The sequence below is a fragment of the Enterobacter sp. RIT637 genome (assembly GCF_019718755.1).
GTDB lineage: Bacteria > Pseudomonadota > Gammaproteobacteria > Enterobacterales > Enterobacteriaceae > Enterobacter.
Map to the genome: position 1 here is coordinate 22,072 of NZ_JAIHAZ010000020.1, position 21,706 is coordinate 43,777.

The 21,706-nt window shown below is 49.6% G+C and carries 28 protein-coding genes; 9 read left to right on the top strand and 19 right to left on the bottom strand.

What is annotated here, in order from left to right; genetic code table 11:
- Positions 1 to 389 precede the first annotated feature (389 nt).
- The 14 genes from K5E19_RS20800 to K5E19_RS20865 form a co-directional block, all read right to left on the bottom strand.
- The gene (locus K5E19_RS20800) at positions 390 to 908 is read right to left on the bottom strand and encodes a hypothetical protein (protein WP_221552857.1); all 519 of its coding nucleotides are present in this window, start codon (positions 906 to 908) and stop codon (positions 390 to 392) included.
- Entirely contained in the window at positions 905 to 1,441 is a 537-nt protein-coding gene (locus tag K5E19_RS20805; RefSeq protein ID WP_221552858.1) for a lysozyme, read from the bottom strand. The genes K5E19_RS20800 and K5E19_RS20805 overlap by 4 nt, the downstream gene beginning before the upstream one ends.
- Complete coding sequence (locus tag K5E19_RS20810) at positions 1,441 to 1,656, bottom strand: class II holin family protein (RefSeq protein WP_000286102.1); 216 nt, start codon at positions 1,654 to 1,656, stop codon at positions 1,441 to 1,443. The genes K5E19_RS20805 and K5E19_RS20810 overlap by 1 nt, the downstream gene beginning before the upstream one ends.
- A 70-nt stretch (positions 1,657 to 1,726) precedes the next feature.
- Positions 1,727 to 2,779, bottom strand: coding sequence for a site-specific DNA-methyltransferase (locus K5E19_RS20815; RefSeq protein WP_221552859.1), 1,053 nt, complete (start codon positions 2,777 to 2,779; stop codon positions 1,727 to 1,729).
- Between the two features lie 166 nt (positions 2,780 to 2,945).
- The gene (locus K5E19_RS20820) at positions 2,946 to 3,551 is read right to left on the bottom strand and encodes a hypothetical protein (RefSeq protein ID WP_221552860.1); all 606 of its coding nucleotides are present in this window, start codon (positions 3,549 to 3,551) and stop codon (positions 2,946 to 2,948) included.
- Positions 3,552 to 3,699: 148 nt separating this feature from the next.
- Complete coding sequence (locus tag K5E19_RS20825) at positions 3,700 to 4,392, bottom strand: bacteriophage antitermination protein Q (RefSeq protein ID WP_221552862.1); 693 nt, start codon at positions 4,390 to 4,392, stop codon at positions 3,700 to 3,702.
- A gap of 21 nt (positions 4,393 to 4,413) precedes the next feature.
- Positions 4,414 to 5,475, bottom strand: coding sequence for a DUF968 domain-containing protein (locus tag K5E19_RS20830; protein ID WP_221552864.1), 1,062 nt, complete (start codon positions 5,473 to 5,475; stop codon positions 4,414 to 4,416).
- Positions 5,472 to 6,164: a phage antirepressor KilAC domain-containing protein gene (locus tag K5E19_RS20835; protein ID WP_221552865.1), complete on the bottom strand. Its 693-nt coding sequence runs from the start codon at positions 6,162 to 6,164 to the stop codon at positions 5,472 to 5,474. Before K5E19_RS20835 ends, K5E19_RS20830 begins: the two co-directional genes overlap by 4 nt.
- A complete protein-coding gene (locus K5E19_RS20840; protein ID WP_221552866.1) occupies positions 6,118 to 6,273 on the bottom strand; it encodes a hypothetical protein in 156 nt (51 codons plus the stop codon). Before K5E19_RS20840 ends, K5E19_RS20835 begins: the two co-directional genes overlap by 47 nt.
- On the bottom strand, positions 6,266 to 7,612 hold the full coding sequence (locus K5E19_RS20845; RefSeq protein ID WP_260411887.1) for a phage N-6-adenine-methyltransferase: 1,347 nt from the start codon (positions 7,610 to 7,612) through the stop codon (positions 6,266 to 6,268). Before K5E19_RS20845 ends, K5E19_RS20840 begins: the two co-directional genes overlap by 8 nt.
- Positions 7,609 to 8,472, bottom strand: a complete 864-nt coding sequence (locus K5E19_RS20850) for a conserved phage C-terminal domain-containing protein (RefSeq protein ID WP_221552867.1) — start codon at positions 8,470 to 8,472, stop codon at positions 7,609 to 7,611. Before K5E19_RS20850 ends, K5E19_RS20845 begins: the two co-directional genes overlap by 4 nt.
- Positions 8,462 to 8,641, bottom strand: coding sequence for a DUF4222 domain-containing protein (locus tag K5E19_RS20855; RefSeq protein ID WP_020690687.1), 180 nt, complete (start codon positions 8,639 to 8,641; stop codon positions 8,462 to 8,464). Before K5E19_RS20855 ends, K5E19_RS20850 begins: the two co-directional genes overlap by 11 nt.
- Positions 8,642 to 8,813: 172 nt before the next feature.
- On the bottom strand, positions 8,814 to 9,362 hold the full coding sequence (locus K5E19_RS20860) for a YmfL family putative regulatory protein (protein WP_020690686.1): 549 nt from the start codon (positions 9,360 to 9,362) through the stop codon (positions 8,814 to 8,816).
- Positions 9,363 to 9,384: 22 nt separating this feature from the next.
- A complete protein-coding gene (locus K5E19_RS20865) occupies positions 9,385 to 9,600 on the bottom strand; it encodes a Cro/CI family transcriptional regulator (RefSeq protein WP_001515606.1) in 216 nt (71 codons plus the stop codon).
- A 99-nt stretch (positions 9,601 to 9,699) separates the two neighbouring features.
- Between K5E19_RS20865 and K5E19_RS20870 the strand changes: the two genes are divergently transcribed.
- The 8 genes from K5E19_RS20870 (at position 9,700) to K5E19_RS20900 (ending at position 15,361) form a co-directional block, all read left to right on the top strand.
- Positions 9,700 to 10,326 carry a LexA family transcriptional regulator gene (locus K5E19_RS20870; protein WP_221552868.1) on the top strand — a complete coding sequence of 209 codons (627 nt, stop codon included), beginning with the start codon at positions 9,700 to 9,702 and terminating at the stop codon, positions 10,324 to 10,326.
- A 626-nt stretch (positions 10,327 to 10,952) separates the two neighbouring features.
- The gene (locus K5E19_RS20875; RefSeq protein ID WP_016247397.1) at positions 10,953 to 11,324 is read left to right on the top strand and encodes a hypothetical protein; all 372 of its coding nucleotides are present in this window, start codon (positions 10,953 to 10,955) and stop codon (positions 11,322 to 11,324) included.
- A gap of 53 nt (positions 11,325 to 11,377) precedes the next feature.
- Positions 11,378 to 12,208, top strand: coding sequence for a YfdQ family protein (locus tag K5E19_RS20880; protein ID WP_221552869.1), 831 nt, complete (start codon positions 11,378 to 11,380; stop codon positions 12,206 to 12,208).
- A 135-nt stretch (positions 12,209 to 12,343) separates the two neighbouring features.
- Positions 12,344 to 12,883: an HD family hydrolase gene (locus K5E19_RS20885; RefSeq protein ID WP_221552870.1), complete on the top strand. Its 540-nt coding sequence runs from the start codon at positions 12,344 to 12,346 to the stop codon at positions 12,881 to 12,883.
- The gene (locus K5E19_RS24270; protein WP_016247400.1) at positions 12,871 to 13,068 is read left to right on the top strand and encodes a hypothetical protein; all 198 of its coding nucleotides are present in this window, start codon (positions 12,871 to 12,873) and stop codon (positions 13,066 to 13,068) included. Before K5E19_RS20885 ends, K5E19_RS24270 begins: the two co-directional genes overlap by 13 nt.
- Before the next feature lie 285 nt (positions 13,069 to 13,353).
- Positions 13,354 to 13,926 (top strand): 3'-5' exonuclease, encoded by a 573-nt coding sequence (locus K5E19_RS20890; protein ID WP_221552871.1) that lies wholly within the window; start codon positions 13,354 to 13,356, stop codon positions 13,924 to 13,926.
- Between the two features lie 44 nt (positions 13,927 to 13,970).
- Complete coding sequence (locus K5E19_RS20895) at positions 13,971 to 14,180, top strand: hypothetical protein (protein WP_047055370.1); 210 nt, start codon at positions 13,971 to 13,973, stop codon at positions 14,178 to 14,180.
- A 2-nt stretch (positions 14,181 to 14,182) separates the two neighbouring features.
- Positions 14,183 to 15,361: a phage integrase Arm DNA-binding domain-containing protein gene (locus K5E19_RS20900; RefSeq protein ID WP_221552872.1), complete on the top strand. Its 1,179-nt coding sequence runs from the start codon at positions 14,183 to 14,185 to the stop codon at positions 15,359 to 15,361.
- Positions 15,362 to 15,457: 96 nt separating this feature from the next.
- Here K5E19_RS20900 and K5E19_RS20905 read toward each other — a convergent pair whose 3' ends face one another.
- From K5E19_RS20905 to K5E19_RS20920, 4 genes are all read right to left on the bottom strand, one after another.
- Positions 15,458 to 16,039 (bottom strand): SLATT domain-containing protein, encoded by a 582-nt coding sequence (locus K5E19_RS20905; protein WP_221552874.1) that lies wholly within the window; start codon positions 16,037 to 16,039, stop codon positions 15,458 to 15,460.
- Positions 16,017 to 16,898, bottom strand: a complete 882-nt coding sequence (locus K5E19_RS20910; RefSeq protein ID WP_221552876.1) for an SMODS domain-containing nucleotidyltransferase — start codon at positions 16,896 to 16,898, stop codon at positions 16,017 to 16,019. Before K5E19_RS20910 ends, K5E19_RS20905 begins: the two co-directional genes overlap by 23 nt.
- A gap of 594 nt (positions 16,899 to 17,492) precedes the next feature.
- Positions 17,493 to 18,680 (bottom strand): MFS transporter, encoded by a 1,188-nt coding sequence (locus K5E19_RS20915; protein WP_221552878.1) that lies wholly within the window; start codon positions 18,678 to 18,680, stop codon positions 17,493 to 17,495.
- Between the two features lie 126 nt (positions 18,681 to 18,806).
- Positions 18,807 to 19,067 (bottom strand): DUF2534 family protein, encoded by a 261-nt coding sequence (locus K5E19_RS20920; protein WP_010433451.1) that lies wholly within the window; start codon positions 19,065 to 19,067, stop codon positions 18,807 to 18,809.
- Between the two features lie 202 nt (positions 19,068 to 19,269).
- Here K5E19_RS20920 and eco point away from each other — a divergent pair, with 202 nt between their 5' ends.
- The gene (eco, locus tag K5E19_RS20925; RefSeq protein WP_260411889.1) at positions 19,270 to 19,776 is read left to right on the top strand and encodes a serine protease inhibitor ecotin; all 507 of its coding nucleotides are present in this window, start codon (positions 19,270 to 19,272) and stop codon (positions 19,774 to 19,776) included.
- Between the two features lie 135 nt (positions 19,777 to 19,911).
- Here the strand turns inward: eco and mqo are convergent, their stop codons facing one another.
- A complete protein-coding gene (mqo, locus tag K5E19_RS20930; protein WP_221552879.1) occupies positions 19,912 to 21,561 on the bottom strand; it encodes a malate dehydrogenase (quinone) in 1,650 nt (549 codons plus the stop codon).
- Between the last annotated feature and the right edge of the window lie 145 nt (positions 21,562 to 21,706).

Here is a 21,706-nt window from a genome sequence, read left to right on the forward strand (position 1 = left end):
TTCGCCTGCCACACTTTGTTATGCGCCAGGATGTATTCTTCGTCTGGCAATCCATAACGTCTATATCGTACACCAATAGGTAATTTGGCCCCCCACCCCCACCTTTCTGCCTAAGTAAAATCTTAATTCTTTCCGCTTACGCTTGTTGATCTCTGGCTGGATGCCAGGATAACTAAGACTCTGATGCGGGGAATGCCAACTTCCGGGAAAAATCCATAAAAAGAGCATGTGAAACTGAGACTCTGGTAGCCCTCCCTGTGAGGGCATTTTTTTTCAATTCGGTGCTTCGCTTGTTAAATATCGAGACTTTTCTACAATTTAATGGTGCTTTGCTATGTCAGGTAAAGCCGTCGTTCAGAAATACCCGTGTGCTCAAGGACGAGCCATCCCTAGTTTTTTCTTTCCTGCTCGATCTGCCTTATGCCAGAGAAGTTATTGTTTCCCTTCTCAATAACGGCCAACAGAGGCTTAATCCACAAAACAGCCTGGCAATACGTCATTGAACTGGTGGTAGCGGAACGATCATGGACTCCGTCAGTTCCCTCGGTATCGGTGTGCATTGCGCTGGAACGTAAACGGTACGCGTGTTCGAGCAGCCCACCAGCAATGTCAGCAGGAACAGGCAGATCACAGGTTTTTTCACGGCGGAGTATCTCCCGGTATTCGATTACGGTTTCTTCGGTGCTGGTGTCGATCAGGGAGTTAAGCCTGTTGGCATGTTCTGCAACCTGATTAAACCGATTGAAGTTGAAAGCCTGAGTGGCAATCACCTGATTCTGCAAGTTGTTGTCACTGCGCAGTACAGCATTATCGCTCTGGATATTACTTACTTCAGCGCAACTTTTTACGAGTGCAATAGCCAGCCCGGAAATGACTACAACAGCGATGAACAGTGGATTAATTTTCATTGATCCAGCCCCCAGCAGGCCAGCGCGCTTTCCTGATCACGCCGCTCAACCTGACCATAGCAGCCATTCTTCTGGCCTTTAGTCATACGGCAATCACGTCCACCGTCCTTAATCCACCAGCGGATTGCCTCGCATGCACCGATGCGGTCACCTGCGTTGATGCGCTTATAGAAGGTCGATGGGAAGCATTTACCGGGGCCGATATTATACGGGCAGAAGGATGCGATACCCACCTTCTGTGGCTCTGTCAGAGGCACTTTGATATTGCGATCAACCCAGGCTAATGCCTTATCGCGTTCAATAGCGTTAACCTTACGGCATTGTTCCTCAGTGACCGTCATGCCTTTAACAACACGCCTGCCATCGATAACGGTCACGCCGTGACATAAAGACCAGACACCACCCGGATCAACAACGGCCACCAGCGCATTACCTTCTTTCTCGCTGATGAATTGGTCGAAAATGAGTGGAGCAGATGCACCTGACGCGATTAGCGCCAGCACTGCAGCGCTGAGCTTAGACTTATTCGACATTATTCACCCCGCGCAGCTTTGCGGCGATCCGCTTTGATTTGGAAGTACAGACTTGTTAACCACGTCAGCAAACCAAACATGAGGCTACCGAGCACACCAATGGCCGCCCATTGAGATGGGGAGACTTTATCGAGGAGCTGAAGCAACCAGTACCCGGTCCCCCCTCCCGATGCGCCGTATGCAATACCCGTCGTGATTTTTTCCATTCGATACATGCTCTCACCTCGCTACGTTGCGGGTGTCCTGTTGAGGTAATAAAAAGGGCCGCGATAGCGACCCAAGCTTTTATTCCCCTGTCAGCTGCCTTACCTCACTTACCGTCTGGTTGAAACGTTCCTCTTCCAGTTCTACACCGATAGCCTGGCGGCCTAGTTCTATGGCTGCTTTAACAGTTGATCCCGAGCCCATAAAGAAATCAGCTACCACATCGCCGGGCCTGCTGCTGGCGTTGATGATTTGCCGCAACATATCAGCGGGCTTTTCGCACGGGTGTTTGCCTGGATAGAACTGGACGGGTTTATGTGTCCAGACGTCTGTATAGGGCACGGTTACTGTCACAGAGAAATGCCGCCGAAGAGATTTGTACTCTTCCAGCAGATCAAGGTATTTCCGGTTCAACGAATGCCATGTGGCCACCAGCTGGTGATGCGGTGCTTCGAGTTCAGAGGCGCGGTGCTTCTCAATGGCGATCTGAGTGAACAATTCCTGCAGCTTTTCGTAATCCTGCTCGTTTGGTAGTTGCCACTGACTGGTACCGAACCAGTGAGACGCCATATTTTTCTTTCCGATGGCGTCAGCTATCTGCCTGGACGAGACACCCAGTTCAGCTCTTGCATCTCGAAAGTAGGTGATTAACGGAGCCATGACGTGCTGTTTGACCTCGTTGCTTTTCTCAGCAAACCCGTCGCTTTTCGGCTTATATGGCCCCTGATAGTGCTCAGCGAAAAGGATGCGTTCCGTTGCGGGGAAGTAAGAGCGAAGACTTTCCTTGTTGCATCCCTTCCAAGGTCCCGCTGGTTTCGCCCAGATAATGTGGTTCATGACGTTGAAGCGTTCACGCATCATGATCTCAATATCGGATGCAAGTCGGTGGCCTGAAAACATATACAGGCTACCGGCAGGCTTCAGCACTCGCCAGAACTCGGCAAGACACATATCAAGCCAGCGAAGATAGTCGGCGTCACCGTTCCACTGATTATCCCAGCCGTTCGGCTTCACCTTAAAGTAAGGCGGATCCGTAACAATAAGGTCAATGGTGTTATCTGGGAGGGTTGCGAGGTAATGCAGGCAGTCAGCGTTGATAAGCTCAACACTGTTTATATTTACAGTATTTTTCATAGATCCGTAAGCGTAACTCTGATAGGCTCACAATGCTTTTGCGCTAAAGCAGTGGGCCTTGGTTAGCTTGTGACCTGAAAGCATGAGCTAATGGCTGGTTGGGTGCGACAACACCCACCAGCCGCCCATTTCACAGCAAGAACACCTCATGGTTGAGGAGTGTTTATTATTTCGTTAGTTTGGTCACTAACTTCCATTCTGAATCAATACAACTTACAGTTGCTTTAATTAGCTCCTTGATAACATCATCAGTATCGTAATATTCGACATTTCTTACCGACAACCCTATATCTTCAGTAATCTTATCGATAAGATTTCTCATTTTAGCAAACTGTGATTTCTCATCAATCATTAGCAATAAATGATAACGAGACAAATCAAGGTCATACGCCACTTTATCAAGGCTCACCCTGCTTTCGTAATTCATATTAGACATCGATAGCTTACGCCCATAAATGTCTGGCTTTAGCATTAATGACAATTTTTCCACATCAGCTAGAAACGTAGACATTCTGGTTCTTAGTTCATTAGTGAATGTTTGCTTATCGATTATCATCTGCTGTTGCAGCATTTGTTTTCTGTTAGCTTTAATAGCATACCAAGCTACGAAAGCAGATAAACAACCGGCAACCAAAGTTCCAGTAGCAGTAGCTAATGCCCCAATATAATCTGGCGATGTTTCAACAAAAATATGAGGAATTTTTTTAATAATTAAATTAGAAGACTCCAGTAAATCACTGTGCATGAATTTAAATGGTATACCTTGCCACATATAGCCCCCTTTTTTTGACGGACTATCATAACAAAAACCCGCCACACAGCGGGTCATTATAACTTTGGCAATGTATCAAATTAGAATCAAATATCGCTCATTTTGTTGCATTTTGCAAGCCTAATTGATGGAGTTAGTGAAAGTTACCTCACATTTCCGCCACTTTCAGTTCTTGGTACTCTTCGTATCGTGTCAAAATTTCGCTTAGTGCCTGGCTGTCCATTTCAGCAAACGACGCTTTGAAAGCCGCCCAGTGGCCTGAATACACTCTGAGCCAGGTGGAACGCTCAACGCTGACCATGCGCGCCAGAGCTGCACCAGCATACTCCTGATAGGTATCGTTATTACGCGAGGCAGCAACTTCTTGCGCCGCCAGCCAGACAAGCCCTATCAGTTTTTTAGTGACACGGCCCTGTATTTTTTTGCTGCTGTGCTGACGCTGAAACTGTTCCCACACGTACTGGCACATTAACGTCTGGTACCGGAAGGTCAGGTCATACCCATAGCAGTACCGCACCCATGCCTGCAAATGCTCACCCAGACCATTTACCGACCGACGCCATGCTGAACAAGCGAACTCCGTATCCTTAATAGGCGGTAAAGGTCGACGACGGCTCCTTGTCTCAAGAACATATAGTGGAGTGGCCAGCGTTTTTATAACCTTTGACCCACAACCTTCCCCACCCTCCATGACGATTTCAGGATGGTGCCGGGGGTATTTGTTCTTATCTGCTGGTGGATGCTCACGAAACGCCTGCAGCTGTCCTTTTGTCGATCCTGATAAATCCGCCAGCGCGCGGCGCAGTTCAATCCGAGTAAATTCCAGTTCTTGTAAATTCATTATGCTCAGCGCTCCATACAATTACGCTTTTGTTATTACGCCGATCGCCAGCGCTCGATTCATAAACTGGAATAGCAGCTCCAGCTGGGTACCGTGTTTTTTCTCGAACGCTGCAACATCAGCATGTAATTTGTCGTGACACTCTCTGCACAGAGGGATCACGAACAAATCGTGGGCTTTAGTGGCGGTACCGCCCATGCCGTGACCAATGACATGGTGTGGATCATCCGCTGGCCGCCGGCAACCTTCACAGGGCTGGGTTTTAACCCACCGGGTATAGTCCTCATTCACCCACCGGCGGTGTTTTGGGCGCAACATGAATGATTCAGGAGATTCAGGATCCGCATGCAGAGCCAGAACCTTTGGCTGGTCATAGGCCACTTCCTGATTTGCTCCATGCTTTAATTTCGCAGCCGTGACCGCAGGGGTGACCTTCTTCTGCAAAATACTTTTTGCAGGGGGCATCGGCACAATGTCACTTTCTCGATATACGGATAAAAACGGCTCGTCCGGTAAGCGAAGCGCACGCAGGGCCATCCTTTCCGTGATTGCATCAGCAATGCCTGAATAAACGGCCCACCAGCACAATTCACCGAGGGATAATTCACGCTCGTTGTTATAGCCAAGCGATGACAGGATGGAACTGATCAGCCAGTTAATGAGATTACGCCGGGCCAGTTCTGCCATCGCCGGGGTGGTTTGATCGCGCAGCTGGTTATCGCAATGCCAACAGAGCAACATTGATCCAGGGGGATGTCGCATCGTTACCAGCTCATGATGGTGATAATCAGTGTGCGGGTACTGGCATTCCTTCACGTTACGCTCTAACCAAGATTCCAACGCGTTCAAACCGCCTGCTGCACGGATAACTCTCTCGTCGGTGAAGAATCCCTCGAGGGATTCATCTTCTGCCAGCTGCTGCCTGGTATCAGGGACGAGCCCCGACGGAAGTCCAGCCATGCTTTTTGGCTGAGGCTCCACCAGCACACGCCCCTGTTGAAACAGAGACATCAGTTCGCTACCCGGCTTTAACACCACAAGCCCCAGGCGCGGAACAGTCTCGGCTGTAAACAGTCCTCTCACGCGGCATGCCCCTTAGCGATGTGTGCCGTCCACAGGCCACCGATCCACTCGATGCCTTTGGGTGTAAAACGTGCCTGGCTAAAGGCGTAGTTATTTTCGCTCGAAGTGCCAGTTTTAACTTCAAACCGCCCGGCGGCAATGTGCTGGTGCCGCGGTGTCAGCACTCCGCCGAGCCGGTACATAATGTCGCTCTCAATGAGGAACAAGCGGAAATCGTTCTCTTTGGCCTGCAACAGCTTTGCCACCTGGCGGAAAGACATTGAGCCATTAGCAGTACAATACCGATCGACAAACTCAACTTTCGGCGCGGCAGCGGCTAACTGCTGGGCCAGTTGTTCTTTCTGCTCGGCCAGATCCGCGGCGAGACGTAATGCCTCCGGCAATGTTTGCGGGACACTTACGGCCTGACTGTTCTCCAGCTCTTGCCAGCGATCGACAACAGCGGCGGTAAATTCTGGCGACAGCCGGGCGACGATCACCAGAGAATCACGTTTGTTGAACCAATACTCCTCGTAGGTTTGCCCGTTTTGCGGGTGTGTGTAGGGGGTGTGCGCCAACGGCGCGGTTAAAATACCAGCAGATGCAAGGCGCTCAGCTGAGCGCTTTACATCACCATGCTTGCTCTGCACCAGCCTAGCAATTTCACGGCTGGACATTGTCACAACACCCTTTGCGGTTAACTGATTCATGCTTTTTCTCCATATCAGGCGGCTGCACCCGCCTTTTGATTTGCACATAATTCAGGAAGATTTGCCTTTCCAGCCCCACCAGAAAGTTATCAACGATAAATTCACGCATTTACGGTCCCCTGCATGCTGTTGAAGAGACCACCAGCGGTCGTGATAATCTCACTCGTCGGCATACGTTCGAGCCACAGCTGGTTGATATTGGCTTTCAGCTTGTTCTGTTGTGAAACAGGTAGAGCGTCAGCCCCTTCAATCTGGTTAAACACCAGCCCAACCTCAAGAGGCCAAACGCGCGATTCGTTTAACGCCTTGTCATTTGATTCCTGCGTCTCACGGACATGGGCGCGGATCCCCCGAATATTTGACCATTTGGCTTTATCCAGGCTTTCCATGGTCGCGATGAATTCAATGTGGTTAATGCCGTATTCTTTCGCAGACTCAACGGCAACCGTGCGTAACCGCTCTGACATGTCTTGTTTCACGTCATCGCTATCAAAGCGCAATGTTTCCAGCCATGCATTAACACCCACCAGGATGCTCTCGCTGATCAGCTTTTTCGCTCTGTCGATCGTCAGCGGTGAAACATTGGTAAATTCAGGGTTTTCCAAAGAGTCGGCAGCCCAGGTATGACCAAACTTTGACTCGCTGAAGGTGTACTCATCTTTCTCGCCGAACGCCGCGACAACACAGGCCCAAGCCTCAACACCACTGGTTTCCAGAATGGCTTTTTGGGTTAATGGCAGTTCTGCCTCTGATTTCTCCGGCACTACCTCAGCATCAAGCTCCGGCGCCGCATCAGTTTGCGTTCTTCCCACTGCAAACTGGGCCAGCAACATCGAAGCACGGCCTTTGGCCTCCAGGTCGGTACGGTTGATGTAACTGAAACGCTCACCCCGCCATGTTTTGTCGAAGACCACGATAGCGCCAGCAAAAAATGCGCTGGTGGGCTGCTGTTTTTCGTCTTTCGGCACGAACCATGTAGGAAGATCGAAACCAATTCGGCCACGGATGAATGTGAAGTGATCTGCCTCTTCCGGCCACCACGTTTCACTCGTCGCAGACTTAATGAGAAAAACGTACCGACCACCCTTTTCTCGCATAGCCATAGCGTGGTTAATGATGTGGGTCATTCCGGTGACGGCCTGCTTGTCGTGGTACTGAGAGCGGCTGTAAGGCGGGTTGCCAAACCCGGCACCGCCGAGTTCTGCCAGACGCTCTGACCAATCCTGTGTCAGGGCATTATCTTCAGCCGTGTACCATGCTGGGCACTTCGCGTTGCTGTCGTCGGCAAAAAGGTCCAATACCAGAGGGCCGAACATCGCATTGATACCCCAGAACAACAGATCCGGAGTGCGCCATTGATCGCCGACCTCTTTCAACTCGTGGGTTGGTTTAGAGCGCAGTTGAGCCAGCGCGCGGCAATATTTGTTATCAGCATTCATGCTCATCATTTCGCTCCCCTGAAGCCAGCTGGAATTGCTTTATCTGGTCCACCAAATTTCATCGGATCATGCTTACGGATTGAGCCCCAGTACTGTCGTTCTGGACGTCCTGCTGCGTTCCACTTATTTGCGGATTGCAGGTAACCTGGGAATTTTGATGGCAGAAACAGCGTTGTTGGGCGCAGATATTCGGCCATTTTCAGATCCTCGCCCCACTTCTCGACGCTGTAATCCACCACCAACAGCAGCTCATCGGGCGTAAACCCATCAGCCAGGCGAGCCCGGATGTTTTCCAAGGATGATTTGCAGACCTGATACCGTGATCCGGTGGTCTTGTTCAGATGTGATAAAACCTGCTTCGCCTGATCGGTGATAACCACCGCAGGGTCGGGTTGCGCAGCAACCGGACAAGAATGTTTTTTATCTGATGGATCAGTAGTTGTATTTACTGACGGATCCCCCCCAGATTCTGACGGGTGAAAACCGTCTTTTTCATCGTTTTTTGATGCCTCAGATTTTGACGCGTCGGTTTTTGAGGCATCAGATTTTGACGCGTCAGAATCTGACAGGTGAGAAAAGGCAGCAGCCTGTAATTTCGCAACATTGAGCTGGTAAACGTTCGATGCATTGCGGTTGCCTTTACGGCGCTGCTGGCGGGTTAACCACCCGTCTTTTTCCAGTTGTGATATGGCTGTGCGAACCGTGCTCTCACCGGCACCAATCTGGCGCGCGATGGTAGCGATGGAAGGCCAGCTTACCCCCTCATCACTGCTGAAGTCTGCCAGACGCGCCATGATGGCAACGCTGGACAGCTTCATGCCAGAAGCGGCACAAGCGTCCCAAACGTAACCTGTTAATTTAGTGCTCATGGTCGTCCTTTAACTCGGTAAACTTGCGCTTGAATTGTTCGAGCGGGCTGAAACATTCGTGGTTGTAACCATCCCGCAGGTAGATAACTCGTTGAGTCTCAGGCTCCCACCTGATAACCCGAACGGGGATCCCTCTGTGGTCTTTGAACCTTCGGTTAACTTCGCGCATAAGCGTTTCGCCTTCCTGTAGTAAACCCCCACAATTGCGACCGCCCGACTGTGGTTACATGGCACCCAGCGGTTTGCTATTCTGCGTTCATACCGAAACAACGGAGCGCCCGGTACCGGGATCATCCTGAGTTGCGGCAAACGGTTAAAAGCCGTTAAACTGGTCATGCGGATTACTTCTCCATACAAGATTTGTCTGCCACGACGCCCGGAGCTGCACACTCGCGGGCGTCACTCTTTTCCGGCGCACAAAACACACGGAAAAGCAGCGTCAAATGTTCCTGCCACTTAGCCATCACCTGATAGCTGTTCTCTTCAATCTGGGCGCGTTCCTGAGCATCAATAACGCCGTCAGCGGTAGCTTTACGAACGTATTGCGAATGCTTGCCGATCCACTCCACGGACTCCATAAGACGCTGGTTGATGTCACCGTTCTCTATTTCTTCAACGTCAGCCAATGGCACGAAAACACCGTTCGAGTGACGTGCAATAGCGTTCGCTATGTGGTTTGAACCACCAGCACGTTGAAGCACCATTGCCCAACCGAGCGGGAAGATCTGATCGCCATCGGTACGCAGCCGGTTAAACAGCGCGTTCTCGGTCACACCCAACCACTCAGCTGCTTCGGAATACCCACCAGGCAGTTCGGTTATCGTTTTTTTGATTGCGGCCACCAGCCAGGCTGGCTGCTTATCTACTTTCCATTCAGGTTCTATACCCACGGCTAGGTTCTCCCTTCTGTGGTTATTTCTGATCGTTAGGCGATGTATTCTTGCCATAACGTTCTGGGTTGAATTCCAGTTCACCAGCAGTTCGATACGCAGCTTCAGCAGCTCGTCCTTTTGGGATTAAGCGTCCGGGGCGATTACGCCACTGGTAAACGGCCTCACTGGTGATGCCAAAAAATTCGGCAACTTTCTCAGTGCTGCCGAAATGTTGTTCAATCTCGTCGGTTGTCATGAAGCCTCCTTAGCTAAGTTTGGTTAGATACTAATAACCAATCTAACTTTGGTCAATAAAAACTAAGATTACTTAGTCTTTTTTAAATTTGGTGCTTTCATGGAAACGGTTGGTCAGCGCATTAAAGCCCTACGCAGGGTTACAAAAACCTCTCAAAAAGAACTGGGTAAGTTCTGCGGGGTTAGTGACGTAGCGGTGGGTTATTGGGAAAAGGATGTGAATATCCCAAACGGAGAATCGCTGGTTAAGCTGGCTAAATTCTTCAATACATCAATAGATTACATTCTTTACGGCACTGAATTTGAAGGTACCCTCATAACTAAAATGAGGCGTGTGCCCGTGATTTCCTGGGTTCAAGCTGGGCAGTTTACGGAATGTAAAGCCGCTAATTTATTCAGTGATGTCGATAAATGGGTTGAAACATCACTCCGCATAGGGGATAGCTCGTTCGCTTTAGAGGTCAAAGGGGATTCAATGACCAATCCAAATGGCCTCCCAACAATCCCTGAAGGGGCAACCGTTATTGTTGATCCAGATGCCGAACCCCTTCATGGCAAGATAGTTGTTGCGCGTATTGATGGCACAAACGAAGCGACTGTTAAAAAACTTGTCATTGATGGCCCACAAAAATTTTTAGTCCCACTAAATCCTCGCTACCCCAACATCCCGATCAATGGTAACTGCCTCATTATTGGCGTTGTCAAAGGCGTTCAGTACGAACTCTAATCCCTTCCCATTCTTCCTCTAAGCATCAAGCTAAGTTTAGTTTGATGTTTTCGCTTGACCAATAAACTAAGTTAAGTTAGATTTTTTTTCTGTCGACACCAAACCACCGCGCCTGATGTGGTTAAAAGCAGGCCAAAGCAATAAGACGTGATCCCTGTTCTGGCTGCTCACTTTCCCCTTGAGGGTGACAGCCAGCTTTTTAAGGGCACAACGTGAAAGCGCTCTCCTTCTCTCTTTCACTGCGGGGGCAGGTTTGTTACCGAAAGAGTGCGCTTCCAGTTGTGGTAATGCGGCTCTGCGCACGTGACGAGGCCAACAAGTTTTTATTTCAACTTTTGAAATGAATACGTTTCTTGAGGTGTAGCGTCGCCGGTTCTGGCCGGTCCGGCAGGTGGAGGCACCACCGCCACAACAAAATCATTGCTGTGTGTAGTCTTTGCCCATCACATCGGTGGGCACCTTTTTTACACAAGAGACAAGGGCATCACCGGGCGACGGGCTCATTCCCCAATCCCCCCGGGCGCAGAAATGGTGTTTGCAGCCGTCAGTGCTGCGCAGGTGCCCTTTTCTGTTGTGTATGGAGAAGTTCCACTGGCGGTGGCAGCCGCCTCACAGAGGGTTAAACCATGAGTAATGACCGCATGACCGTAGTGCCCGATTTCCTGGGCGAACTGGATGCCGGCGTGTTCATGAACAAGATCGCGGCAGCTTTAAACACTACCGCGCTTGGCGTTCTGAACAACGGTACCAAAGGCAAAGTAGTCCTCACCTTTGATATTGAGCGTATGGGGAACTCCGTCGAAGAGAAGCGCGTCAAGATCAAGCACAAACTGAACTACGTCACCCCAACCCCGCGCGGTAAAGCCTCCGAAGAAGACACCACCGAAACACCAATGTGGGTTAACAAAGGCGGCAAGCTGACCATCCTGCAGGAAGATCAGGGGCAGCTGTTCGGGATCAACGGCGGCGTAGACGGAAAGCTTAAAGCGGCACAGTGATCCGCAGCATACAAATCACTGACATCCCTTTGACCACGTATTAAGGAAATTTTATGTCCCAGATTTTAGACGGCAATGCACTGCAGCAGGTGAAAGACCTGGTTCTTTCCGGTTACCACTTGGAAGCAGCAAAAGTTACGGCATGCCCGACTGCCTTGCTTCCTGAAGGGGTTCACGTAGAAAGCCTCGAGCGTTTCGAGCTGGAGCGTTTTCGCTTCCGTGGCGCCATGACCACAACCAGTATTCCTGATTTTGTGCGTTACGCCGCGGGCTACGCCAACGAAGCCGAACCAGCGCGCTGCTTTATCGATGCTGACAACATGACCGCACGCTCTGTCTTCAACATCGGTTCGCTGGCTAACCCTGGCCATGCTGATAACGTCGCCTCAATCACCCTCAAAAAGACAGCACCATTCAGAGCCCTGCTTCAGGTGAACGGTGATCGTCTGGGCCAGAAAGAAATTGCTGAATGGCTGGAGGACTGGGCCGACTTCCTGACCGCATTTGATGCCGACGGAAATGCGTTGTCCATCGCGCAGGCAGCTGGTGCTGTTCGCCGCGTCAACATTAAACAAGTCTCAGAATCAGCTCATGAAGACGAAGATTTTGGCGTCAAAAAGTCCCTGATGCAGAGCGTTGAAGCCAGCAGTAAAGACGTCATGCCAGTGGCCTTTGAGTTCAAATGCGTGCCATATGAAGGCCTGGGCGAACGCCGCTTTAACCTGCGTAACAGCCTACTTAAAAGCGGGGAGCCGGTGTTTGTACTCCGCATCGTTCAACTGGAAGCCCAGGAAGAAGCTATCGCCAACGAGTTCCGTGACCTGCTGATCGAGAAGTTCACCGACAAGCCGGTTGAAACCTTTATCGGTAACTTTAAAGCGTAATTTCTCTGCATTAAATCCCCGGCGCCGCGGGGATTTATTGAAGCGTAATTCCCTTTATTAATCGCCAATGGCGAGGGATTCGTACAACCAAAAACTGGCGCAGGTGCAGCTGCCAAATATGGAGAAGAAAATACGATGAGTTATATCCAGACACTTTCAGGTAAGAAATTCGATTACCTCAATTCAACCACTGACGACATAGAGATCGAGGATATTGCGACAGCACTTTCCCACATCTGCCGCTTCAGTGGTCATCTGCCGGAATTTTACAGCGTGGCCCAGCACTCGGTACTGTGCAGCCAAATTGTGCCGCCAGAGTTTGCCTTTGAAGCCCTGATGCATGACGCAGCTGAAGCCTATTGCCAGGATATCCCTGCCCCCCTGAAAGCATTGCTTCCAGATTACCGTCGCATTGAAGAGCGGGTAGAACAGGTGATCCGGGCCAAATTCAGCATTACCTCTGATATGGCAGCGGTAGTGAAATATGCCGATCTGGTGATGCTTGCCACTGAACGCCGCGATCTGGATATCGACGACGGTTCACTCTGGCCTTGCCTCGAAGGTATTCCGGCCAGCGACATTATCCAGATCGTTCCTCTTCGCCCAGGCCAGGCATATGGCTTGTTCATTAACCGTTTCAATGAGCTTACGGAATTACGCGCATGCCTCGCATGAAGATAAAAGAACTGGTAGCCGCAGCCCATGCTGCGGCCGGGAAATTGCCACCAGCAGAAGCCTCCCTGATGCGTGAGGTAGCCACTCGCTTGGACGTTACATTTGCCGCCTTGACGGAATCGATGGACCAGCGAATGAGCCTTGACGCCGAAATTAACCATCTTCGTCAGGAGTCCGTCCAATGACCCCAAAAAGATATGCGACTCTGCGCGGCACAATCGCCAGAGCCAAACGCCACGACTGTCAGAAAGTCGTGATGCGTGTGACGTTAGCTGAAGAACTTCTAGATCAGCTGACAAAAGCAGAACAGCGGATCGCGGAGCTGGAAGCAGTATTGGCATGTCATAGATGCGGAACAATTTGCACTCGTCCTGACGGGTCTCATTATTGCCACATCAGCGACAACGCCGCACGAGCGACAGTAACCTCCCAGTGAATCAAAAGCCTAGAATCAACAATGGAGAGAGCAATTGAACGACTTAATGATTGACCTCGAATCAATGGGGAAAAAGCCTAACGCGCCGATCGTCTCAATTGGTGCCGTCTTTTTTAACCCTCAAACAGGTGAACTTGGCCAAGAATTCTACACAGCCGTCTCGCTTGAAAGCGCAATGGCTCAAGGCGCGGTACCGGATGGAGATACAATTCTTTGGTGGCTAAAACAAAGCCCGGAAGCACGCTCAGCTATTTGTGTTGATGACGCGATGCATATCACTGATGCACTGTCGGAACTTAGCCATTTCATTCACCGGCATGCATATAACCTCAAATACATGAAGGTCTGGGGCAACGGGGCCACCTTTGACAATGTGATTCTGCGCGGAGCTTACGAACGCGCCGATCGCATTTGCCCGTGGGAATTTTGGAACGATCATGATGTACGCACGATTGTCACCCTCGGTCGCAGTGTTGGTTTCGATCCGAAGCGTGACATGCCTTTCATTGGCGATGTGCATAATGCCCTGGCTGATGCGCGCCATCAGGCAAAATACGTGTCAGCAATTTGGCAGAAACTTATCCCTGCCACCAGCACCAACGAGTAACCCACTCAGCCCGGGTGCAGCCGGGCTTTATGGAGAAGGAAACCATGGCAAAGCTAATGAAAGCGAGTCAATGGGGACGCCGAGAGTTCACCGATGACTCTGTTCCTGATAACCGAACGATTAAACGTTGGGTCGAGAACGGTTTACTCATGGGGCGTATCGTGGACGGATCTGTTTTTGTCTGCGAAACCGAAAAATGGGGCGTCGACTCAATGGTTAGTCAAGCAGTTCGCCAGTTGATTAATGAGGGCTAACCATGGCGGCAAGGCCAAGAAAAAAAGAATACCGACACCTGCCAGATTATTTATTTTTTGATAAAGATCGCGGTGTTTATAAATTCACGCTTGTTACAGGAAAGAAGAAGAATATTGGTAAGGATCGGGCCATGGCTATAGCTATTGCCCGCGAGTACAACCTTAGAATGAGACCAGAACTTTCCCCATCCGTTGATAACCTAATTAGAGAATCCGGCGGGGTTACTGGAGAAGCCAAACCGTTTGCAGATTATGTGGATCACATCATGGCTCGGGCTATTGAAGACGAACGCCCTTCTCAGAGTACTTTAGATGATTGGAACAATGACGCACTACGCGTGAAAGAGTTTTTCATTAACATACCTGCTTGCGATATCGAGCTGGAGCACGTTAACGCCTACATCAACAAGTACCATGCCAGCGCGTCCGCGAACGTGCAAAACAGAAAAGTCAGCTTTCTCAAAAAGCTTTTTTCGTATGCGGTCGATGAATCCTTGATGCTCGATAACCCAGCAACCAGGAAGAAAATGCGTAGGACCGAAGAGAAGAAAAGGCAACGACTGTCGCTAGAGCATTTCATGGCTATACGTCGTGCTGCGGCGCCGTGGTTAAGAACTGCGATGGATTTGGCCTTACAGACGACACATGCACGCCTGGAAGTGTCTAGAATTCGGTATTCAATACGTGAACCAAAGAACGGTGTTTGTGGTTGTGTGTGGCTCGAACAGCCAGATGATGGCATATATGGAACGCTTTACATCCATCGTCAAAAGGTACAAAAAAAGGAAGCATCGCACGTTGCGATTCCAATTGGGGATGAGCTAAAGCGCATAATTGATGAAAGTCGCGATAATGTCGCCAGTCCGTTTGTTGTTCACAGGATTCCGGATAGGCAGGTTAAACGCAGCAAAGAGGTATCTCATCCAACTCAAATAGCTCCAGACTATTTAAGTAGATCGTTCTCTGCTAAGCGTGACGAACTTGGCTTATGTGACAATCTACCAATGGATGAAAGACCAACTTTTCACGAAATTAGAGCTCTGGCAGCGCATCTTTATGATTTGCAAGGCATCGATCCGCAAGGAAGAATGGCACATAGCGATGCTAAATCGACAAAGATTTACACACAAAATCATATTAATTGGGTAATAGTTCCTCACGGAGAAATTAAAGCAGGATAAAATAAAAAAAATACAATGACATAATTCTAACTCAGGATTGAGTTATTTAACATAATAATAAGGGCAAATGTTTAAATTTGCCCTACGAAGTATCACTTAACTTCTTTTGAGACCTTTAGGAAGAAATGCATCAATTTCCTCATCGGAAAATGTAAGATCTTCTTTTGTTTTCAATGCATCCTGAGCCTTTTTATAAGCTTCAAATGTTGTGCTGGGGGAGCCTGAATAAACTGAGTGTAAACTTTCAAGCAAAGAGTCTCTTTCAGACTGTAATTGCTCTATTGGTTTTTCTCCCATAGCTAAGTCAGTTAGTAAAGATAAATAACGCTCTCGAATTAACCATATTTCATTGGCAGCTTGTTTATGCTTTTGCGCCAACTCACCAAGATCGTAGTCCTTCGTGTACGCATTAAGGATAAGAAGTAATGTTGAGATAACAATGCCAATACCAGTGCCTATTTCGCCTGCACCAAAGAAAGTAGCGATGAAACCGCCTGTTGTCATAGCAGAAAGAATTATCTGCGATAACTTTATCGTTGACAAACGAGAAAGAAGAATATCTGAACATTTCTCATGAGTCTTATGGGAATACACTACTCTTCCATAACACTCTCTGATCTGCCCTTCCAAAACCTTTCTTGATTCAGGTGTGTCATTAGTTTGGAAATGTTTTTCCATAAATCTCCCGCCATTTCTGTTTAGCAGACCACTCGCGCTTGGGATTAGCTAACTCATGCGATATAGCTTCTAGCGCAATATTATAGCATTGTTTTGCCTTGTACTGGAAAAGTCCTTTCCCATAAACATATTGCCCACTACCTGGTGCTTTCCAATATTCTTTACTGGTACTTTGGTCAGCCATGAATTTAAAGAAGTCACGACTCATAAAATCGTAATAGTAGTATGATTTATCTTTGAATCCCCAATTTTCTATAAATTGATATGCTAGAGTATCAATAAGTAAACCACTTATAGGTACATTCCATTCCCTCTTCCATGCTCGAGTCATTCTACAAAGTTGCACTAAATTTTTGTTGGAAAGGTCATTTCTTAACTTCATAGCAGAAATTTCTGGCTTAGGATTCGTTGTCCTCCAGCGGCCGCCATTGTTTGCATCAGGAAAAGTATAACTATTATCTACATTTATGAAAGCTGGGACAACTTCAAATGTAATACCATCATTGAACGGGACAAGAATAACTTGACCATCGCCTCTGATACTTGTATTCCAGTAGGTTTTTTCAATAGATTTTTTTACTGATTGAAGCAAGGCTGACTGCCCATTTCCTAAATAACCATTGTACTTAGTATATTCAGAGTATGGCAGTTGAAAAATCATATCCAAATCACTCATGCTTTCCGTTGCAGTGTTTCGACCATATGAACCAACGTAAAGACTATGAGTAGTTTCAGAGGCACTACCCCAAAAATCTGTATTTAAGCGCTTCGTAATATTTCTGTATCGAGTAGAAATTGTCCCGCCATCCTTTACAGTAAGGTTGGAGCAAAATCCACCAAACCACTCACCTAACCCCATATTCAATTCCTTTTAGTAAAAACTACGTTAAAGTTCAATGTGCATTTTAACATCGTAAATTATAAAGGTTTGCATACGTTAAGCCTCAAAATATCAGGCACATGTATGAGTGAACTACTTCACCTCCCTTCGCTAACAAGGCTGGTACGTTCTGTGCTAAAGCTCGCGTAACACTTTCCAACTATTTGGATGGATGAGTTAGCGCTCTCCTAGTTAAAAAAGGTGCTGTGCCGAGCAATCTGAATGACCTGCACACATGCAACTCTACCTCGTATGGCGAAAATGTCTATCATGTGAATTATCTACACATCGGTAGTGAGATTAGATCAAGTGCATTCGAGATTAACAAGCGCATTGATGATTAACTTAGGCAGCTTAAATCATGGGGAGAAACTACCCAGTAAGTAATTGATGTATATATCGCATATTTTGTCTGAAAAGCACTGTTTGTTTATACATTCGAATACCCTCAACAATCAGCAATGACGCGGCCTCCAGTCAATTTCTAACGGTGTCATGGGGTGTCGGGGGTCGGAGGTTCAAATCCTCTCGTGCCGACCAAAAACATTCTAAACCAGCCTTCCGGCTGGTTTTTTATTGCACCTCGTCCGGCGTTTTACGCAGGTAAACCAGCGTAGCCAGGCAAATCACCGCTCCGGCATAAAACGTATATTCCGCGCCTGCCGTTTCCCAGATCGCCCCTGCCCCCACACTGGCAATAAGCAAGCCCACGCCACTGACCATGCTGAAAATACCGTAGGCGGTGCCGCGTAAATCCGCTGGTGCGGTTTTCGCAATCATCGCGGCCAACAGTCCCTGCGTCATCCCCATGTGCAAGCCCCACAGCGCGACGCCTAAAATAATCCCGCCCCAGTGGGAACTCAGCGCCAGCACAACGTCGGCTCCTATCAACACCAGCAACCCCCATTGCAGCAGCCGGGTGTGGCTCATTGAGTCTGAGAGCTTGCCAAAAGGATATGCGGAAAGGAAATAGAGCAGGTTCATGGCTACCATCACCAGTGGAATCAACGCCAGCGGGACACCCGACTGCTGCGCGCGAAGCACCAGAAACGCTTCGCTAAAACGAGCCAGAGTGAAGACGGCCCCCAGTCCAATCACCCACCAGCAGCCTTTGCCCAGCCGCTTCAGGTTCTCTTTTTTAATTGGATTGGTTCGCTTATGTTCGACAGGGGTTTTCGGTTCACGAAGACCGAAGAACAGTAACGCTACGGCGAGCACGCCGGGGATCACTGCGATCCAGAAAATGGTACGAAAATCATCGTTCCACAGCAGCATTAACCCGACGGCCAGCAAGGGGCCAAGAAATGCTCCAATGGTATCCATAGACTGGCGCAGACCGAACGCCGCACCGCGCAGTTCGGGCGGCGTCACGTCAGCGACCAGCGCATCACGCGGTGCGCCACGGATGCCCTTACCCACCCGGTCGATGAGCCGTGCCCCCAGAATCATGCCGGATGACGAGGCGATAGCGAACAACGGTTTGCTCAGCGCGCCCAGCCCGTAGCCCAGCACGGCCAGCCCTTTTCGCTTGCCGAGGTAGTCGCTGATGGCACCGGAAAAGACTTTAATAAACAGCGCCGTGGCTTCTGCCAATCCTTCAATAAGACCGATGAAAATCACGCTGGCACCGAGCGTTGTGACCATAAACAACGGCAGCAGACTGTGGATGATCTCCGAGGAGATATCCATCAACATGCTAACACCACCTACAACCCAGACTCCTTTCGGGATCCGGCTGAGCGTTGCAAACCGGGATAACATTGAGCATCTCCTGCTTTATGTAGAACCATCTCGTTTGAAACAGAATATCCTGGAAATGCGAATAAATATCATCAGACATAAAAAAAGCCAGCCCGAGAGGCTGGCTTGATTCTCGCCGATAAACGATCAGTGCTTATCGCGTCCGCCCAGGAAGAAAATGCCCAGCGGAATGGCAAGCAGAACGGTGAACACCAGGCTGTAAACAAAGATCATCGCCGATTGCAGAACGTACATGCTGGTCGTCCATGCAGAGAGGGGAATGTTGTACTGTTCAATGACGCCAACAATGGTTGCCCGTCCAACGCATGCAGCAGCGATCATAAACACAACCAGCAGCGCCAGCAGGAATTTACGGCCTTCAGGTGTTTTCAGTTTTGCGCGAACCATCTCTCTTCCCTTTACAGATGAATAACATTATCTGACGCTTAAAATAACACGATCTCCCCACTGACTCCACACCAGCATTAAAAACCATTTTTAGCGCAAAAATGCAGTTTATTACACTGCGCACAATGAAAATATAAGTAAATCACTCCAGTCATTCATGGCGGTTATGTTAATCTCGACAGGATCGTTTTGACTTAAAGGAATGACTGTGAAAAACGCACCTAAATTTGCTATCGCTCTTATCGCCGCCTGTGTAAGCACCGGGGCTTTCGCCAGCACCACGCAAAGTGAGCAGCCGCTTGAAAAAGTCGCGCCGTATCCGCAAGCGGAAAAAGGGATGAAGCGTCAGGTAATTCAGCTACCGGCGCAGCAGGAAGAAGGGAACTTTAAAGTCGAGCTGTTAATCGGCAAGACGCTGGAAGTGGACTGCAACCAGCACCGTCTGGGCGGTCAGCTGGAAAGCAAAACCCTGGAAGGCTGGGGTTACGACTACTATGTCTTCAACAAAGTGACGTCGCCGGTTTCCACCATGATGGCGTGTCCGGACGGTAAGAAAGAGAAGAAATTTGTCACCGCGTATCTGGGTGATAATAGCCTGCTGCGCTACAACAGCAAGTTGCCGATCGTGGTCTATACGCCTGAAAACGTGGAAGTGAAGTATCGCGTGTGGAAGGCTGAAGAGAACGTCGGACAAGCGGTAGTACGTTAAAAATAAGTCGGGTGGCGGCTTCGCCTTACCCGACCCGGAAAGGGTGCGCTCTGGTGCCCTCACCCCAACCCTCTCCCACCGGGAGAGGGAGAAAACACTAAAAACGGTAACGAATGTTACCGTTTTGCTTTTACCTTACAGCGCGATATCCGCGACCGGTTTGTTTTCTGCCTGAGGCTTCAGCTCCGCTTTTGGCGCAGCATCCGCAGCCTGCGGCTTCACGTATTGCAGCTGCAGCACACGGCTGGTGTACTCCAGCTCCTGCTCCGTCGCGCTCACGTTGCCGTTCAGCTTCGTACCGTAAGATGGAATAATGGTTTTCAGTTTCGCCTGCCATTCCGGGCTGGCGACTTTGTCTTTAAACACTTTTTCCATCAGGTGCAGCATGATTGGCGCAGCGGTAGACGCACCCGGTGACGCACCCAGCAGCGCGGCAATGGTGCCATCCTTATCGCTCACCACTTCGGTACCCAGACGCAGCACGCCGCCCTCTTTCGGATCGCGCTTGATGATCTGTACGCGCTGACCCGCCTGCCACAGACGCCAGTCTTCTTTCTTCGCCTGCGGATAGTACTCTTTCAACGCCTCGAAACGATCGTCATCAGAGAGCATTACCTGGCTAATCAGGTATTTCACCAGATCGAAGTTATCCAGCCCCACGTCCATCATTGGCTTGACGTTAGAGGTAGTGGTTGCGCTGAGCAGATCCCATAGAGAGCCATTTTTCAGGAACTTGGTGGAGAACGTCGCGAACGGCCCGAACAGCACCACGCGTTTACCGTCAAGCATACGGGTGTCGATGTGCGGAACGGACATTGGTGGCGCGCCCACGGAAGCCTGACCGTACACTTTCGCCAGATGACGGTTCACCACTTCCGGGTTTTCAGAGACCAGGAACTGGCCGCCGACCGGGAAGCCTGCGTAGTCGTCAGCCTCAGGAATACCGGACTCCTGCAGCAGCTTCAGCGCCGCGCCGCCCGCACCGATGAAGACAAACTTCGCCTTGATTACGTGCTCGGCGTCATTGTTTTTCAGATCGGCAACGGTCACGCTCCAGCTGTTATCCGCGTTGCGCTTAAAGCCGCGCACTTCGGTGCTGAGCTGCAGGTTGAAGTTCTCTTTTTTCTTCAGAGACGCGACCAACTGACGGGTAATTTCACCGTAGTTAACGTCGGTACCAATTTCGGTACGGGTCGCCGCCACTTTCTGGTTCGGGTCACGACCTTCCATCACCAGCGGTGCCCACTCTTTGATCTGGGCGTGATCTTCAGAGTATTTCATCCCGCGGAACAAGGTGCTCTGCTGCAATGCGGCGTAACGCGCGCGCAGGAAGTTCACGTTCTGGTCGCCCCACACAAAGCTCATGTGCGGTACGGTGTTAATGAAGGAGTGCGGATCGTGCATCACGCCGCTGTTGACCTGATGAGACCAGAACTGGCGTGAGATCTGGAAGGCTTCGTTGATCTCTACCGCCTTCTCGATACTAATGGAACCGTCCTTTTTCTGCGGCGTATAGTTCAGTTCCATGAGTGCCGAGTGCCCGGTACCGGCGTTGTTCCAGCCGTTAGAGCTCTCCTGCGCCACGCCATCGAGGCGTTCAACCATGGTCATGGACCAGTCCGGCTGCAGTTCGTGCAGATAAGTTCCCAGCGTGGCGCTCATGATACCGCCACCAATTAATAGGACGTCCGTTTCCTGCTCTTTTGGTGCGTCTGCTTTCGCCGCCATTGAGACGGTGTTAAGCCCCACGGCCAGAGAAAAGAGCATGGCAGTCATTTTTTTCATAATTTATGCCTTAGTGTAAAAGTGCTTGATGCGTGGAAATTGCAGGTGAAAAAAGCTGCGGGGGCACGGTAACAACTTTTAAATATTGTTTAAAGGTTACGAAATTATTGTAATTGTGAAATTTAATGATGGATTGTTTGTAGGG

Coding starts and splice junctions, on each gene's coding strand:
- K5E19_RS20910 (WP_221552876.1), bottom strand. CDS start 16,898: ATGGGGTTAGGTGAGTGGTTTGGTGGATTTTGCTCCAACCTTACTGTA.
- eco (WP_260411889.1), top strand. CDS start 19,270: ATGACTGTGAAAAACGCACCTAAATTTGCTATCGCTCTTATCGCCGCC.
- K5E19_RS20845 (WP_260411887.1), bottom strand. CDS start 7,612: ATGATGAGCATGAATGCTGATAACAAATATTGCCGCGCGCTGGCTCAA.
- K5E19_RS20835 (WP_221552865.1), bottom strand. CDS start 6,164: ATGAATCAGTTAACCGCAAAGGGTGTTGTGACAATGTCCAGCCGTGAA.
- K5E19_RS20880 (WP_221552869.1), top strand. CDS start 11,378: ATGTCCCAGATTTTAGACGGCAATGCACTGCAGCAGGTGAAAGACCTG.
- K5E19_RS20900 (WP_221552872.1), top strand. CDS start 14,183: ATGGCGGCAAGGCCAAGAAAAAAAGAATACCGACACCTGCCAGATTAT.
- K5E19_RS20920 (WP_010433451.1), bottom strand. CDS start 19,067: ATGGTTCGCGCAAAACTGAAAACACCTGAAGGCCGTAAATTCCTGCTG.
- K5E19_RS20820 (WP_221552860.1), bottom strand. CDS start 3,551: ATGTGGCAAGGTATACCATTTAAATTCATGCACAGTGATTTACTGGAG.
- K5E19_RS20805 (WP_221552858.1), bottom strand. CDS start 1,441: ATGTCGAATAAGTCTAAGCTCAGCGCTGCAGTGCTGGCGCTAATCGCG.
- K5E19_RS20815 (WP_221552859.1), bottom strand. CDS start 2,779: ATGAAAAATACTGTAAATATAAACAGTGTTGAGCTTATCAACGCTGAC.
- K5E19_RS20825 (WP_221552862.1), bottom strand. CDS start 4,392: ATGAATTTACAAGAACTGGAATTTACTCGGATTGAACTGCGCCGCGCG.
- K5E19_RS20810 (WP_000286102.1), bottom strand. CDS start 1,656: ATGTATCGAATGGAAAAAATCACGACGGGTATTGCATACGGCGCATCG.
- K5E19_RS20840 (WP_221552866.1), bottom strand. CDS start 6,273: ATGCGTGAATTTATCGTTGATAACTTTCTGGTGGGGCTGGAAAGGCAA.
- K5E19_RS20850 (WP_221552867.1), bottom strand. CDS start 8,472: ATGAGCACTAAATTAACAGGTTACGTTTGGGACGCTTGTGCCGCTTCT.
- K5E19_RS20865 (WP_001515606.1), bottom strand. CDS start 9,600: ATGACAACCGACGAGATTGAACAACATTTCGGCAGCACTGAGAAAGTT.
- K5E19_RS20855 (WP_020690687.1), bottom strand. CDS start 8,641: ATGCGCGAAGTTAACCGAAGGTTCAAAGACCACAGAGGGATCCCCGTT.
- K5E19_RS20915 (WP_221552878.1), bottom strand. CDS start 18,680: ATGTTATCCCGGTTTGCAACGCTCAGCCGGATCCCGAAAGGAGTCTGG.
- mqo (WP_221552879.1), bottom strand. CDS start 21,561: ATGAAAAAAATGACTGCCATGCTCTTTTCTCTGGCCGTGGGGCTTAAC.
- K5E19_RS20875 (WP_016247397.1), top strand. CDS start 10,953: ATGAGTAATGACCGCATGACCGTAGTGCCCGATTTCCTGGGCGAACTG.
- K5E19_RS20885 (WP_221552870.1), top strand. CDS start 12,344: ATGAGTTATATCCAGACACTTTCAGGTAAGAAATTCGATTACCTCAAT.
- K5E19_RS20870 (WP_221552868.1), top strand. CDS start 9,700: ATGGAAACGGTTGGTCAGCGCATTAAAGCCCTACGCAGGGTTACAAAA.
- K5E19_RS20895 (WP_047055370.1), top strand. CDS start 13,971: ATGGCAAAGCTAATGAAAGCGAGTCAATGGGGACGCCGAGAGTTCACC.
- K5E19_RS24270 (WP_016247400.1), top strand. CDS start 12,871: ATGCCTCGCATGAAGATAAAAGAACTGGTAGCCGCAGCCCATGCTGCG.
- K5E19_RS20905 (WP_221552874.1), bottom strand. CDS start 16,039: ATGGAAAAACATTTCCAAACTAATGACACACCTGAATCAAGAAAGGTT.
- K5E19_RS20800 (WP_221552857.1), bottom strand. CDS start 908: ATGAAAATTAATCCACTGTTCATCGCTGTTGTAGTCATTTCCGGGCTG.